Source organism: Brachybacterium sp. UNK5269 (assembly GCF_049266655.1).
Classification (GTDB): domain Bacteria; phylum Actinomycetota; class Actinomycetes; order Actinomycetales; family Dermabacteraceae; genus Brachybacterium.
Genome location: NZ_CP184883.1, coordinates 3540097 through 3554513 on the forward strand (window position 1 = coordinate 3540097; position 14417 = coordinate 3554513).

The window sequence follows — 14417 nt, forward strand, 5'->3', positions numbered from 1 at the left end:
GGAAGGTGTCGGCGCGGGGTGGTCGACAGCGTGCGGGGGGGTGGGGCGGCGCGACGGCGCCGGGCTCATTTCAGGGCGCCGGCGGCGAGGCCGCCGATGATGCGCTTCTGGGCCAGGAAGAACAGGACGAGCATCGGCAGGGAGACGAACACGGCGCCGGCCATGATCACGCCCCAGTTCGAGTAGCCCTCCTGGCTGCGCAGGAAGAGCAGGCCGATGGGCAGGGTGCGCATCTCGGCGGTGCTGGTGACGATCAGCGGCCAGACGTACTCGTTCCACTTGCCGACCATCACGATCAGGGTGGCGGTGAGGATCATCGGGCTGGACAGCGGCACCACGATGGTGAGCATCCGGCGCAGGTGCCCGGCGCCGTCGATCTCGGCGGCCTGCAGGATGTCCTTGTCGATGGTCCGCATGTACTGGTACAGCAGGAACATCGCGAAGGCGCTGCCGATGCCGGGCAGGATCAGGCCCGCGTAGGAGTTCAGCCAGCCCAGGTTCGCCACGGTGATGTAGTTGACGATCAGCGTGACGTGGCCGGGCAGCATCAGCGAGGCGATGAGCAGCACGAAGGCCTGCTTCTTGAACCGGAACTCGACGAACACGAAGGCGTAGGCGCACAGGATCGCGAGCGAGATCTCCAGGGCGGTGCCCACCGAGGTGGTGATGATCGAGTTCAGGTAGAAGCGGTCGAAGGGGGCCGCCTCCCAGGCCGCGACGAAGTTCTCGACGGTCAGGGTGGAGGGGATCCACTGCAGGGGCCAGGTGTAGATCTCCTGCTGGGGCTTCATCGCGGAGGAGAACAGCCAGTACAGCGGGACGGTGAAGATCGCGAGGGTGAGAAGGACGCCGGCGAACAGCAGGGCGGTCAGCCAGGCGGGGCGGCGGGGGCCGCGCCGGCGTCCGGTGTTGCGGGGAGCGGCGGCGGAGAGCTCCTCCGCCTTCAGGGCCGTGGCGCTCATGAGTCGTAGTTCACCTTCTTCTCGCCGATGCGGACCTGGACGAACGTCAGGACCAGCAGCAGCACCAGCAGGATGGTGGCGGCCGCGGAGGCGGCGCCGATGTCGAACTTCTGGAAGGCCTCCTCGTAGACCAGCCAGCTCAGGGTGCTCGAGGAGCTCCCGGGACCGCCGCCGGTCATGATCGAGATGATGTCGAAGGCCTGCGCTGCGGAGATGATGCCGGTGATGGAGAGGAAGAACGTGATCGGGCTCAGCAGCGGCAGCGTGAGGTGGCGGAAGAGCTTCCAGCCGTGGGCGCCGTCCAGGGCGGCGGCCTCGTAGAGGCTCCGCGGCAGGTCGAGGATCGCGGTGTAGCAGATCACGGTGACGAAGCCGAGGCGCTGCCAGGTGTAGGCGATCGTGATCGCCCACAGCGACCAGTCCGAGGTCGTGGTCCAGGCCGGGGAGTCGGCGCCGAACAGGGAGAACACCCAGCGGGAGAGCCCGTAGTTGGGGTCGAACATGAACAGCCAGAGGATGCCGACGGCCGCACCCGGGAGCATGTGCGGGGCGAAGGCCATGGTCTGGGCGAAGCCCGTCAGCGGCAGCTTGGTGGCCAGCAGGCTGCCCAGCACGATGCCGCCGGCCAGCGAGCCGAAGACGCTCACCCCGGTGAAGATCAGGGTGTTGAGCATGACCTGGCCGAAGGCGGCCGAGGTGACCATGTCGAGGTAGTTCGCGAGGCCCACGAACTCGGGGTTCGGGGAGACGAAGTCCCACTCGAAGAAGCTCAGGCCCACGTTGTAGATCGCCGGGTAGTACGAGAAGACGATGATCGCGAGCAGGTTCGGGGCGATCAGGGCGCCGAAGAGGAGGGCGTCGCGACGGCGACGGCGGCGCCGCTGCGGCGTGTCGCGCCGCGCGGCCGGGATCGACGGGGCGGGGCCGGACGGAGCGGGGCTCGTCGACGCCGGCTCCTCGGTGCCGGCGGGGGCCGACGGTCCCGAGGACTTCCTCGGGCGAACTGCGATGGTCATGGGAGCGCTCCCAGCTTCCTGTGCGGAGGTCGGGCCCCGGCAGGCGGGGTCCTCGCGGTGGGACGGGGGTGACGGGCGGGGCGGCGGGAGGCCGCTCCGGCGCCGTCGACGTCCCTCACGCTAGGGAGGTCCGAGCCGCCCGCGCCACTGCCCGCGACGGGCGGTGAACTGGGCGTGAACTCCGCGCATCCGCCCTGGTGGGAGCGCTCCCACCCCGCCCCGGACCCGCCGTCGCGGCCTGTCCGGGGCCGCCGGTGGCGGCGATTCCATCGAACGTTCACCGTCCGGTCGACAAGAGTTCCCCGCCCGCCGGTCCGGGGCGCGACGAGGCGAACCGGGACTTCACCGGGAGGTCACCGTCCGGCCCTGGCGGGCCGACGGGGCCGGGCTATCCTGCGCCGGACACGCCGGCCGTCCCCGACCGGGGGAAGAAGGTCGCGCATGCCCAGATCGCCCACGATGGAGGACGTCGCCCGGGCCGCCGGGGTCTCCCGCTCCACCGTCTCGCGGGTGTTCCAGAACGGCGGCGAGCGGGTCTCCGCGGACGCGATGATCAGGATCCACGAGGCCGCGCGGCGCCTGGGCTACGTGCACAACCTGGTCGCCAGCGGCCTCGCGCAGCGCCACGGCCGCCAGCTCGGACTGCTGCTGCGCGACGCCACCAACCCCGCCTACGGGCACCTCCACGCCGAGCTCCACCGCGCCGTCGAGGCGGCCGGCCGCACCCTGATCTCGGTGACCGCCTTCCGGCACGACTACGGCACGGCCGAGGTCGAGGGGCTTCACCGCCTGATCGGCCAGCGGGTGGCCGGCGTGTTCGTCGGCACCGGCGTCACCGCCGCCGAGGACCTCGCCGAGACGGTCAGCGCCGTGCCGCTGATGATCGTCGGCCGCCCCAACGAGCACCCCCGGATCGACTCGGTCAGCTACGACGAGCGCGCCCACGGCCGGCTCATGGCCGAGGAGATCGCCGCCCGCGGTCACCGCCGGATCGCCGTGCTCACCGCCCCGCTGCTCTACTCCCGCGTCTTCGACCTGCGCTCGCGCAGCCTCGTCGAGCGCTGCCGCGAGCTCGGGGTCACCACCGTCCCCGTCGAGCTGCTGCCGGTGGAGCAGGGCGTGGTGCGGGCGCTCGAGGTCGCCCGTGCGCAGTCCCTGAGCTGCATCGTGTGCCCCGTGGACTACGTGGCCCTGGACCTGCTGCGGGCCGCGGCCGCGCGCGGCATCCGGGTGCCGGAGGACGTCAGCACGGTCGGCTTCGACGGCCTCGGCGACGGGCTGGACCTGATCGGCCTGGCAACGGTGCGCCTGCCGGTCGCGGAGGTCGCCCACCGGGCGGTGGCGCGGATGGAGGAGCTGCTGGTGAGCGCCCAGGGGGATGCCGAGGGGCCGCCCACCACCCGGGCGCCGCTCGCCCGGCACACGGAGGTGCGCGGGCACGTCGTGCCCGGCCGGACCCTGTCCACGGTGCCGGAGCATCTGCGACGCTGAGGACGCACCCCGCTGGTGCAAGATTCAACGACCCGGTAGTGTGGCCGCCATGAGAGCCTTCGGATTCCTCAGCTTCGGTCACTACGGCGGCAGCCCCGCCCAGGGCGGGCTCGACGCCCGCCAGATGCTCCACGACGCGATCGACATCGCGGTCGGCGCGGACGAGCTCGGCGTCAACGGCGCCTACTTCCGGGTGCACCACTTCGCGACCCAGTCCGCGGCGCCGATGCCCCTGCTGTCGGCCATCGCCGCCCGCACCCGGCGCATCGAGGTGGGCACCGGCGTGATCGACATGCGCTACGAGAACCCCCTGCACCTCGCCGAGGAGGCCGCGGCGCTGGACCTCATCGCCGACGGGCGCCTCGCCCTCGGCGTCTCCCGGGGCAGCCCGGAGCCCGCCGAGCGCGGCTGGGAGGCCTTCGGGTACACCGGCTCGACCGATCCTCGCGGCGCCGACCTGGCCCGCGAGAAGTTCGACCTCTTCCTGCAGGCCGTGCGCGGCGAGGGCATGGCGCGCGCGGCGGAGCGGCCCTACGGCGCCCCGGTGCGCCCGGGCCAGGACCTGCGCATCGAGCCGCACTCCCCGGACCTGGTCCGCCGCCTGTGGTGGGGCGCCGGCTCCCGCGAGACCGCCGAGTGGACCGGCCGTCAGGGCCTGAACCTGATGAGCTCGACCCTGCTCACCGAGGCCACCGGCGCCCGCTTCGGCGATCTCCAGGCCGAGCAGATCGCCCGCTTCCGCACCGCCTTCCGCGCGGCCGGGCACACCCATGCGCCGCGGGTCTCGGTCTCGCGCAGCGTGTTCCCGATCGTCACCGCGCAGGACCGCCGCCTGTTCGGACTGCGCCCCGGCGAGACCTCCGACCAGATCGGGATCATCGACGGGCACCGCTCGACCTTCGGCCGCACCTACGCCGGCGAGCCGGACCAGCTCGTCGAGCAGCTGAGGGACGACGCCGCGGTGATGAGCGCCGACACCCTGATGCTCACCATCCCCTCCCAGGCCGGGGTGGACCTGAACCTCCGCATCCTGGAGAGCTTCGCCCAGCATGTGGCCCCTGAGCTGGGCTGGAGGCCGAACACCGCCGGTCCCGTGGTCGGCGATCCGGTGGCCTGAGCGCGCCGGGACGGAGTGCTCGGCGCGCGGGGCCGGCGGCCTCCTCGTCCCGTAGGGTGAGGCGTCGTGGGCGCCGGTCGGTGCGCTCGACCAGCACCACCGCGAAGGACCACGATGCCCCCGCCGCCGATCGCCGCCGCGCCTGCCGCACCGCGTCCCGCCGACGGCTCCCTCGCCCGCACCGGCAGCGAGGCGTCCCGGCGGCTGCTGGGCCCGGGGCCGCAGGCCAGGCCGCTGACCCTGTGGGGCTCCTCCTCGATGAGCTCCGAGGGCGGCGACCAGTCCACCCCGCTGGCGGTCCGCATCCACGAGCACCTCGCCCTCGCGGCGGGACCGGCCGTGGTCCACGCCTTCGGCGTCGGCGCCACCCGCTCCGCGCACACCCTGCTCATGCGCGGCCTGGACACCCCGCGCCTGCGCCCCACGGGCGAGGGCGCGGCCGGCGGCGTGCCGGTCGCGCTGGACTCCGGGCTCGCCCCGGCCGGACCGATCCGGGTGCCCGGGGCCGTGGACGGGATCCCCGGCCTGCTCGACGGCTCGAGCGGCACCTGGCACTTCGTCCCGGAGGATCCCGCCGCGGCGGTCGGGGACGGCGTCTTCCGCTCCGCCCTGGCCGCGGTCGCGGCGGACTCCCGGCAGGTGCTGTGGATCGGCAAGAACAACATCCTCGACGTCAGCGGCGTGCTCGAGGACACCCAGCGCATGTGGGAGGCCGCGGCCGACCCCGCGCGGGACAACCTGGTGCTCGGCCAGTGGCCCACCTCCTCCGACCCCGTCGGCTCCGCGACCGCCGCGGCGGTGGCCGAGGTCAACCGGGAGCAGCAGCGCCGCTACGGCGCCCACTTCCTGGACCTCGGCGCCCTGCTGACCTCCGAGGAGGGCCTCTGCTGCCCGCCGCTGGCGCCGCTGCGCCTGCTCGAGCAGTCCGCCACCCACGGCGCGCTCGAGCGGCGCATCGTGCCGGAGGAGCTGTGCGCGCCCGACGGGATCCACCTCAACGGCTGGGGGAACCTGGCTGTGAGCTGGGCGATCGTGCGACGGATGCAGGAGCTGCGATGGCTCTGAGACGGCCCGCCCCGCCCCGGCTGCGCCGCCCCGCCGGCGCCCCGCCCCTCGCCCCCACCCCTCCCGCGGCGCCCGCCCCGCGCCGTCGGACCGGGCGGCGCGCGGTGCTGCTCGTCGGCGCCGCCACCGCGGTCGCGCTCCCGGTGGTCGCGGGGGCGCTGCGGCGCGGGCGCGAGTCGACCCCGTCGGCCGCGCACCCGTTCGCCGACGTCGCGCCGGGCGCGCCCGGCGCCGAGGCGATGCACTGGGCCCATGAGACCGGCGTGCAGCCCGCGGTCTCGGCCACCGCCTACGCCCCGGACGCCGTCGTCACCCGCGCCGAGGTCGCCCTCGCCCTGCACCGCTTCGCCGGCGCCCCGGCCGTCCCCCTGGCCACCGCCCCGGCCCCGATCGCGGACCTCTGCGAGGACCCCGCGCAGGCCGCGGCGCTGGTCTGGCTGCACGGCCGCGGGGCCCTGTGGGGCGACGCCGAGCTGCGCGTCCATCCGGAGCAGCCCGCCACCCGCGACGGCGCGGCGATGATGCTCGCCGCTCTGCTGCGCCCCGCGCTGACCGGCGTGGGCGTCAGCTGGGACGCCGCGGCAGGGACCGCGCTGCCGCAGGACCCGGAACCCGGCTCCGCCCTGCCCGACGTCGCCTGGCTCGAGGCCGCCGGGATCACCCCGCCGATCCGGTCCCTCGCGGACTGGGCCGGCCAGGACCGCGTGACCCGGGCGGACCTGGCGGTCGCGGTGCATCGGGCCGACGCCGTCATCGCGGACGCCCTCGCCTGACCCTGCCCGCGCATAGGGTGGGCCCATGTCGACGACGCCCTCCTCTGCCGCCTATCTTCGCCACCCCGACGTGCACGGCGAGGTCATCGCCTTCACCGCCGCCGACGACGTCTGGCTCGCGCCCCTGGCCGGCGGCCGCGGCTGGCGGCTGACCGACGAGGGCGCCCCCGTCGCCTATCCGCGCTTCTCGCCCGACGGACGGCATGTCGCCTTCACCTCCCGCGCCTCCGGCGGCCCCGAGGTGTGGGTGATCGGCGCCGACGGCGAGGGCGCCCCGCGACGGCTCACCGCCTGGGGACGGCCCGCGACGAAGGTCGTCGGCTGGCTGCCCGACTCCCGCGTGGTCGCCTCCACCAGCTACGGGGCCCCCCTCGCGCGGGACGCCCAGCTGTGGGCGATCGACCTCGAGGGCCATGCCGAGGTGCTGCCGCTGGGCCGCAGCGGCGAGCTCGCGATCCACCCCTCGGGCACCACCGTGGTCTCCACCCCCTGGCGCCGCGACCAGGCCTCCTGGAAGCACTACCAGGGCGGCACCGCCGTCAAGCTCTGGCTCTCCCGCGAGGACGTGCCGCTGGAGGCCCCCCTCGCGGCGCATGCGAGCCGCTCCTGGGAGCCGCTGCTGGACGAGGTCCTCGCCTCGAAGCTGCGGATCGCCTGGTACGGCGACCGCCTGCTGTTCGCCTCCGACACCCCCGGCCCGGGCGCCGCCCGCACCGACCGTGCCACCGCCAACCTCTGGTCGGTCGCACTGGACGGCTCCGACCTGCAGGTCCACACCCGCCTGCGCGCGGAGCAGGGGTACCTGCGCGAACCCGCGACCGACGGCGCCAGCATCGTCTTCAGCTCGCGCGGCCGCCTGTTCGCGATGGACTCGCTCGAGGCCGAGCCCCGCGAGATCGACGTGCGCACCACCGGCGTCGGCGCCGCGCGGCTGCCCCGGCCGGCCTCGGCGACGAAGAACCTGCTGGCCATGCGGCCCGTGCACGACGCCCGGGCGAGCGTGGTCGAATGGCGCGGCTCCGCCCATGCCCTCACCCACCGCGGCGGCCCGGCCCGGCTGCTCGGCGGGACCTGCGGCCTGCGGCTGCGCGAGGTGCGCCCCCTCGGCCGCACCCCCTTCGCCCTGTTCGTCAGCGACGTCGAGGCGCAGCGCGACCGCGAGCAGGGGGGCGTCGGCTCCGACGTGCTGGCCCTCGCCCGGCTCGACGGCGGCGGCGAGGAGATCCGCCTGGACCTCGGGGAGGTGGGCCGGATCCTCCACGCGATCCCCTCCCCCGACGGCTCGAAGGTCGCGATCTCCACCCACGACGACGTGGTGCGCCTGGTGACCCTGCGCGGGCTCACCGACCCCGCCACCACCTCCCCCGTCGGCACCGCCGACTGGGAGCAGGACGCGCCGGGCGCCGTCGCGGCCCCACGGCTGGACCATGTGCGCGAGATCGGCCGCTCCGACGGCGGGGAGATCCGCGACCTGGCCTGGTCCCCGGACGGCCGCTGGCTGGTGTGGGCTCAGCCCAACGCGTGGCAGCTCACCCGGCTGATGATCGCCGACACCCAGGATCCGGAGCCCTCCGGCCGCGCCCTGACCTCGGGCCGCTACCAGGACTCCGCCCCGGCGTTCAGCACCGACGGCAAGCACCTGGCGCTGCTCTCGCTGCGCACCTTCGAGACCGTGTACGACGACATGGTCTTCGACCTGGGCTTCGTCAACGCCGAGCGCCCCTTCCTGCTGCCGCTCGAGCGCACCACCCCGGACCCCTTCGGTCCGCATCCGGACGGCTGGGGCGGCACGGAGGACGCCGACCGTGCCGAGAGCGCGAGCGGCGAGGGGCCGTCGGCGAGCGCGGCGGCCTCGGCCGAGTCCGCCTCCAGCTCCAGCGCTGCCGGCGCGAAGGACGCGAAGCGGCCCCCCGCCACCCGCATCGACCTCGAGTCGATCGAGTCCCGCCTGGTGCCCTTCCCGGTGGTCTCCGGCTACTACTCGCACCTCACCGCGGTGACCGGCGGCTTCGTCTGGCTCCGCCACCCCCAGCAGGGCGTGCTGGGGAGCTCCCGCGCCGGGGTCGAGGGCGAGGACCCCAAGCCGACCCTCGAGCGCTGGAGCCTCGCGGACCGCACCCTCAACGTGCTCGCCGAGGGCGTCACCGATCTCACCGCCTCCGGTGACGGCGAGACGCTCGTGGTGAAGCAGGGCGAGAACTGGGTGCAGATCCCCGCGACCCGGAAGGTGGAGGACGAGGACCCGGCCCGCGTGGTCATCGACACCGGACGGCTGCGGCTGTTCGTGGACCCGGTCGCGGAGCGCCGCGGGATGCTCTGGGACAACTACCGGATCATGGCCCAGCAGTTCTGGCGCGCGGACCTGGACGGCATGGACTGGCACGCCATGACCTCCTGGTACGACCCGGTGATCGATCGCGTGGTCACCGACGACGACTTCCAGGACCTGATGTGGGAGGTCCAGGGCGAGCTCGGGACCTCCCACGCCTACGTGCAGGGCGCGCCCTACCAGGCCGACCCCCCGATGCTCCCGGCCCATCTCGGCGCCGACCTCGAGCACCGGGACGGCCGCTGGGTGATCACCCGGATCCTGCCCGGCGACTCCTCCGACCCCGACGCCCGCTCGCCGCTGCTGGCGCCCGGCGTGGACGCCGCGGTGGGGGACGCGATCCTGCGGGTCGACGGCCGGGAGGTCGGCGCCGGCGGCACCGGCGTGCAGGGGCAGCTGGTGGGCTCCGCCAACACGCCCACCGAACTGGTGCTGGAGCGGGACGGACGGGAGCGCCGGGTCGCGGTGACCCCCCTGGCCGACGACTCCCAGCTGCGCTACCAGGCCTGGGTGGCCTCGCGCCGCGAGCTGGTCGCGGAGCTCTCCGGGGGCCGGCTCGGCTACCTGCACATCCCCGACATGGTCTCCTCCGGCTGGGCGCAGATGCACCGCGACCTGCGCGAGGCCACCACCCGGGAGGGACTCGTGGTGGACGTGCGGTACAACGCGGGCGGCCACACCTCGCAGCTGGTCACCGACCGGCTCGCCCGGCGGGTGCTGTCCTGGGACTACCCGCGCCACCAGACCCCCGGCACCTACCCGGCCTTCGCGCCGCGCGGCGCGGTGGTGCTGGTGACGAATCAGGAGGCCGGCTCCGATGGCGACATCGTGGGTGCGGTCGCGCGGGCGATGGACATCGGCCCGATCATCGGCACCCGCACCTGGGGCGGGGTGATCGGCATCGACGGCCGCTTCGACCTGGTCGACGGCACCGGGGTCACCCAGCCCAAGTACGCCAGCTGGTTCGAGGGCGAGGACTGGGAGATCGAGAACTACGGCGTCGAGCCCGACATCGAGGTCCCGCTGCCCCCGAACGCCTGGGTGGCGGGCACGGACCCGCAGCTCGAGCGCGGCGTCACCGAGGCGCTCGCGCTGCTGGAGCAGCGGCCCGCCGCCGTCGCCCCGCCCCTGCCCGCGCCGCGCTTCGGCCGCCCGCAGGCCTGACCGGACCCGCCCTCGCCGCGTCCGCGCCGCCCCCCCGCCAGGCCGGGCCCGCCCCGGCGAATCAGCCGTTACCGCCGAGTTATGTGCGCCCTGCTTCCACCATCGGAAGCCAGCTACACATAACTCGCAGGTAGGGCGCGCGGAACGTGGCCCGGGGCCTCTCACCCCGCGGAGCTCCGCACCACCGCCCGGGACCTCTGCCCTCGGGACCTTCGCCCGGGGACTTCCTGCCCCCGCAGGCCTACGATGAGGGCATCGGCGGCGGACCCGACCGCGGGGCATCGTCGCCGGCACGTCGGCGCTCCGCGGCCAGGAGGTTCACATGCACGACGACGACTCCACCCCGCTCTCCCCCGCCCCCGAGGATCCGGCATCCCGCCCGCTCGGCGTGCTGGTCGGCTTCGACGGCTCCCCCGAGGCCGTCCTCGCCCTGCACTACGCGACCCGCGCCGCCCTCCGCCTCGGCACCCGCCTCACCGTGGTCACCGCGTACACGGTGCCGAGGCTCTCCCACGCCGACGTCGGGCTGATCCCGGACGTGCCCTACGAGGAGCTGTTCCGGGCCGGCGCCGCAGAGCTGGGCGAAGAGGCTCGTCAGCACCTCGCGGGCTATCCCGGCGAGTACGACCTGCGCATCGAGCGGGGTGACGCGGCGGGGGTGCTGGTGGCGCTGTCGGCCGAGGCCCAGCTCGCCGTGGTGGGCGCGCGCGGTCGAGGAGGGTTCGTCGGCCGCCTGCTGGGATCCGTCTCCTCGGCGCTGCCCGCGCACGCCCAGTGCCCCACCGTGGTGGTCCCGCGGCAGTACGAGATCGGGGCCGGCGAGGGTGCCGAGCGCTTCGCCCTGGTCGAGGACGACGCCCCGGTCGTGGTCGGGGTGGACACCTCCACGAACAGCCGCATCGCGGCGAGCGTCGCGGCCCGGGCCGCCCAGGACCGTCGGGCTCCGCTCCACGTGCTGATGCTGGTCCCGCCGCCGGAGCAGTGGGGCGGCGCGTACATGGGCTCGCTGCCGGACTTCCTGACCCTCGAGACGCACCGGACCAAGCTCGCCACCACCCTCGAGCGCGACATGGCGGAGCTGCGCGAGCGGTTCCCGGACGTCCCGATCACCACCGAGGTGAAGATCGCCGATGCGGCGCAGCAGCTGGTGAAGGCCTCCCGGTCGGCGCAGCTCGTGGTCGTCGGCACTCGGGGGCGGGGCCGCATGGCGAGCACCCTGCTGGGCTCCGTCTCCCGCACCCTGCTGCAGCGCGCCGAGGGGCCGGTGCTGGTGGTGCCGGACTCGTCCCGTCACGGAGCCGCGCCCCGCCGCCCCCGCTGAGCGCGGGCGGCCGGCGGCGGCCGCACCATGGCAACCGGCGGCGAAGCCCCAGACAGGGTCTCGCTGCTGCTCGTATGCTGAGCGGACGGCCTGCGTCCCCGCATCGACGCCCGATGGAGCAGGCGCCCCCGACCAGCGCAGGAGAACTCCATGCCCCGCTTCAACCTCTCGGCCGAGGACGCCCAGGGACCCCTGGTCGTCGGGATCGACATCGGCTCCGGCGGGACCCGCGCCGCGGTCTACGACGTCACCGGTAGGGAGGTCGGCAAGCTGAACCACAAGGAGGTCCACGAGTTCACCGTCGACGACGACGGCACCAGCACCGTGGACGCCGACCAGATCGTCGAGGAGATCCGGACCTCCCTCGCCGCGGTGCTCGCCGCCGGTCCGCTGCCGGGCGAGGTGCGCGCGATCGGCTTCGACACCTTCGCCTCCTCGCTGCTCGCGGTCGACGCCGCCGGCAACGCGCTGACCCCCTGCATCACCTACGCGGACACGCGCTGCCATGATCACGTCGACCTGCTGGCGCAGAAGCTCGACGTGCCCGCCCTGCACGAGCGCACCGGCTCTCGCCTGCACTCCTCGTACACCGCGCCGCGCATCGCCTGGCTGCGCGAGACGCACCCGGAGGTCTTCGCCCGCACCCACCGCTTCATGGCGCTGGGCGAGTACGCCGCCTTCAAGCTGCTGGGCACCCCGGCGCTGGGCACCGCCTCGGCCGCCTGGTCCGGCATGATCGACCGCCGCACCGGCGAGTACGTCCCGGAGCTGCTCGAGGTCCTCGGGATCGACCTGTCGATGATGGGCCCGGCCCTGGACCCCTCCGACGCCGTCCCGGTGGAGGGCACCCCGCTGGCCGCCGAGTTCCCGCAGCTGCGCGGCGCCGTCTGGCTGCCGGTGATCGGGGACGGCCTCGCCGCGAACCTCGGCATCGGGGCGCTCGGCGCCGGCACCTGGGGCATCTCCACCGCCACCTCGGGCGCCATCCGCCAGCTGCTCGACACCGACATCCCCACCCTGCCCAGCGGCCTGTGGGCCTACCGCGTCGACCAGCGGCGCACCCTGGTGGGCTCCGCCATGAGCGACTGCGGCCGCGTCCTGGACTGGTGCCGCAACGAACTGGCCATGCCCTTCGACGTCGCCGAGACCGACACCATGAGCCTCTTCTCCGGTCCCCCGTCGGAGGGCACCCCGCTGGTGGTGCCGTTCTTCTCCGGGGAGCGCGGCACCAAGTGGCGCGGCAGCTCGCGGGCGGTGTTCGCGAACGTCAGTGCGTCCACCACCTGGAAGGACATGCTGCTGGGCGCGATGGAGGGCGTCGCGCTGTCGTTCCTGCGCATCGCCGATCAGATGCGCGAGGCCGGCGGCGAGCCCGAGCGGATCGTCCTGTCCGGCGGGATGACCGGCGTGATCCCGGGCTGGCTGCACCTGCTGTCCGACGCCCTGGGCGCCCCCATCGACCACGTCGCGGTCTCCCGCTCGACCATGCGCGGCGCCGCCGTGATGGCCCTCGAGCAGGCCTCCCCCGGCACGGCGGTCGCCGAGGTGCCGGTGCTGACCCGCGTGGAGCCGGTCCTGGCGCACCAGGACTACTACCGCGAACGCCTCCAGCGCTTCGAGCAGCTCGCCGACCTGGCCTGAGGGCGGGCTGGATTCGGGGCGCTCCCGGGCCCTTCCTCGCTCGCTCGCCCCCGCGCTCCGGCGCCCGTTCCCTGCGGGGTTACCGCGCAATCATGTGCGCCCAGCTTCCAATTCCGGAAGCCGGCTGCACATAACTCCACGGTAGGCCCGCTCCGCCGGTCCGCATGGGGGGCTGAACGCGCCTGAGGATGGGGAAGGGCGACCTCTCCTCCCCAGCACGCGGCCATCCACAGCGGGGCCGGCGCCGAGCGGTCGGCGCCGCCGCGGCCCGTACCGTCCCGGGCATGGTTCCCCGCTGGTCACCGAAACCTCGCAGCCTGCACCGACGCGCCGACCTCCTCGTCCGCGGCGTTCATCCGCGGCGCCTGGCCTCGACGGAGTTCATCGAGGTCATCCCTGGATGGTGCACCCCGTCCGACGCCCCCGCCCGGCTCGAGGTGATCGCCCGCACCCTCCAGCGCTCGGTGCTCCCGGGGGCCGTCATCTGCCACGCCACGGCTGCCGAGCTGCTGGAGGTCCCGCTTCCCCGCGAGCACGAGTACGCGCAGTCCCTGCTGGTCCACTGCCTGCTGCCCCCGGGGCGTCCACGACGCCGCCCCACCCCTCGCCTCCACGTCCACACGGGGCCGGACCGTCCCTCCTCGCGCATCCGCGGGGTCGCGATCAGCGGCCCGGTCGCCCTGCTCGCCGAGCTCTCGCGGACACTGAGCCACACCCAGCTGGTCGCGGCCGCCGACCAGCTCGTGGGCCCGCACAGCAGACTGCGCCCGCGACCCACCGCGGCGCAGCTGCGGGACCTGGTCGCGGCAGCGACCGGCACGTACCGGATCACGCGGGTGCGCCGGGCCGTGGCCCTTGCCCGCGATCGGGTCGAGTCCCCCAAGGAGACCGAGACCCGGCTGCTCCTGCTGCACGCGGGCTTCGCCGAGCCGGTGATCAACCTCGAGGTCAGAGCACCGCTGACGGGAGAGACGTTCCGGCTGGACCTGTCCTACCCCGCGCTGCGCCTCGCGATCGAGTACGACGGCTTCTGGCACAGCACCGACCGCGTCCGCCACCGGCGAGACCGGCGCAAGGACGACGTCCTGCACGAGCTCGGCTGGCGGGTGGTGCGCGCCTCCGACGCCGACCTCGCGGACCCCCATGCTCTGCTCGGCAGGCTCCGGCACCTCCAGGCCCCGCTCGCCCGCGCCTGAGATCGAGGCCCCCGATCCGCGCCGCGCCGCGCCGAGCAACTGGCCGGTCATGTGCACGTCACTTCCAAGAACGGAGTGAGGTGCACATGACCCCACGGTCGCGCCGCGCCGCGCCGATGATCGTGGGAACACGTTGATGCGCGTTGATGCACGCGGAAACACGTTGATGCGCGTGGGAGCGCTTTCGGACACGTTGAGGCACGTGGAAACCCGCGAAGGACATGAAGACCGTGGGTCCACGTCGAGCGAAGTACTCCCGGGGTCCGCGAGCCGGGCCCCGGCAACTCGCAGGCGACGGGTACGCCACACCCGCCCCCGCACCCTGACCTACCGAACAGTTAT

At 74.2% G+C, this 14417-nt stretch carries 10 protein-coding genes; 8 read left to right on the forward strand and 2 right to left on the reverse strand.

The window, feature by feature from the left end; genetic code table 11:
- Positions 1 to 65 precede the first annotated feature (65 nt).
- Positions 66 to 962, reverse strand: a complete 897-nt coding sequence (locus ACOJUI_RS16380; RefSeq protein ID WP_422115990.1) for a carbohydrate ABC transporter permease — start codon at positions 960 to 962, stop codon at positions 66 to 68.
- Positions 959 to 1978, reverse strand: coding sequence for a carbohydrate ABC transporter permease (locus tag ACOJUI_RS16385; protein WP_422115991.1), 1020 nt, complete (start codon positions 1976 to 1978; stop codon positions 959 to 961). The genes ACOJUI_RS16380 and ACOJUI_RS16385 overlap by 4 nt, the downstream gene beginning before the upstream one ends.
- A 441-nt stretch (positions 1979 to 2419) precedes the next feature.
- Here ACOJUI_RS16385 and ACOJUI_RS16390 point away from each other — a divergent pair, with 441 nt between their 5' ends.
- From ACOJUI_RS16390 to ACOJUI_RS16425, 8 genes are all read left to right on the forward strand, one after another.
- Entirely contained in the window at positions 2420 to 3469 is a 1050-nt protein-coding gene (locus ACOJUI_RS16390) for a LacI family DNA-binding transcriptional regulator (protein WP_422115992.1), read from the forward strand.
- A gap of 49 nt (positions 3470 to 3518) precedes the next feature.
- Positions 3519 to 4586: an LLM class flavin-dependent oxidoreductase gene (locus ACOJUI_RS16395; RefSeq protein ID WP_422115993.1), complete on the forward strand. Its 1068-nt coding sequence runs from the start codon at positions 3519 to 3521 to the stop codon at positions 4584 to 4586.
- 114 nt (positions 4587 to 4700) lie between these two features.
- Positions 4701 to 5651, forward strand: a complete 951-nt coding sequence (locus tag ACOJUI_RS16400) for a hypothetical protein (RefSeq protein WP_422115994.1) — start codon at positions 4701 to 4703, stop codon at positions 5649 to 5651.
- The gene (locus ACOJUI_RS16405) at positions 5642 to 6424 is read left to right on the forward strand and encodes an S-layer homology domain-containing protein (RefSeq protein WP_422115995.1); all 783 of its coding nucleotides are present in this window, start codon (positions 5642 to 5644) and stop codon (positions 6422 to 6424) included. The genes ACOJUI_RS16400 and ACOJUI_RS16405 overlap by 10 nt, the downstream gene beginning before the upstream one ends.
- Positions 6425 to 6449: 25 nt before the next feature.
- Positions 6450 to 9917 carry a S41 family peptidase gene (locus ACOJUI_RS16410; protein ID WP_422115996.1) on the forward strand — a complete coding sequence of 1156 codons (3468 nt, stop codon included), beginning with the start codon at positions 6450 to 6452 and terminating at the stop codon, positions 9915 to 9917.
- A 322-nt stretch (positions 9918 to 10239) separates the two neighbouring features.
- On the forward strand, positions 10240 to 11238 hold the full coding sequence (locus ACOJUI_RS16415; protein ID WP_422115997.1) for a universal stress protein: 999 nt from the start codon (positions 10240 to 10242) through the stop codon (positions 11236 to 11238).
- Between the two features lie 150 nt (positions 11239 to 11388).
- Positions 11389 to 12879: a gluconokinase gene (locus tag ACOJUI_RS16420; RefSeq protein ID WP_422115998.1), complete on the forward strand. Its 1491-nt coding sequence runs from the start codon at positions 11389 to 11391 to the stop codon at positions 12877 to 12879.
- Positions 12880 to 13163: 284 nt separating this feature from the next.
- Positions 13164 to 14075 carry a DUF559 domain-containing protein gene (locus tag ACOJUI_RS16425; protein WP_422115999.1) on the forward strand — a complete coding sequence of 304 codons (912 nt, stop codon included), beginning with the start codon at positions 13164 to 13166 and terminating at the stop codon, positions 14073 to 14075.
- Positions 14076 to 14417 lie beyond the last annotated feature (342 nt).

What these genes read in the sequence shown, in the direction of transcription:
- ACOJUI_RS16380 (WP_422115990.1), bottom strand. Translation starts at nt 962, where the DNA reads ATGAGCGCCACGGCCCTGAAGGCGGAGGAGCTCTCCGCCGCCGCTCCC.
- ACOJUI_RS16385 (WP_422115991.1), bottom strand. Translation starts at nt 1,978, where the DNA reads ATGACCATCGCAGTTCGCCCGAGGAAGTCCTCGGGACCGTCGGCCCCC.
- ACOJUI_RS16390 (WP_422115992.1), top strand. Translation starts at nt 2,420, where the DNA reads ATGCCCAGATCGCCCACGATGGAGGACGTCGCCCGGGCCGCCGGGGTC.
- ACOJUI_RS16395 (WP_422115993.1), top strand. Translation starts at nt 3,519, where the DNA reads ATGAGAGCCTTCGGATTCCTCAGCTTCGGTCACTACGGCGGCAGCCCC.
- ACOJUI_RS16400 (WP_422115994.1), top strand. Translation starts at nt 4,701, where the DNA reads ATGCCCCCGCCGCCGATCGCCGCCGCGCCTGCCGCACCGCGTCCCGCC.
- ACOJUI_RS16405 (WP_422115995.1), top strand. Translation starts at nt 5,642, where the DNA reads ATGGCTCTGAGACGGCCCGCCCCGCCCCGGCTGCGCCGCCCCGCCGGC.
- ACOJUI_RS16410 (WP_422115996.1), top strand. Translation starts at nt 6,450, where the DNA reads ATGTCGACGACGCCCTCCTCTGCCGCCTATCTTCGCCACCCCGACGTG.
- ACOJUI_RS16415 (WP_422115997.1), top strand. Translation starts at nt 10,240, where the DNA reads ATGCACGACGACGACTCCACCCCGCTCTCCCCCGCCCCCGAGGATCCG.
- ACOJUI_RS16420 (WP_422115998.1), top strand. Translation starts at nt 11,389, where the DNA reads ATGCCCCGCTTCAACCTCTCGGCCGAGGACGCCCAGGGACCCCTGGTC.
- ACOJUI_RS16425 (WP_422115999.1), top strand. Translation starts at nt 13,164, where the DNA reads ATGGTTCCCCGCTGGTCACCGAAACCTCGCAGCCTGCACCGACGCGCC.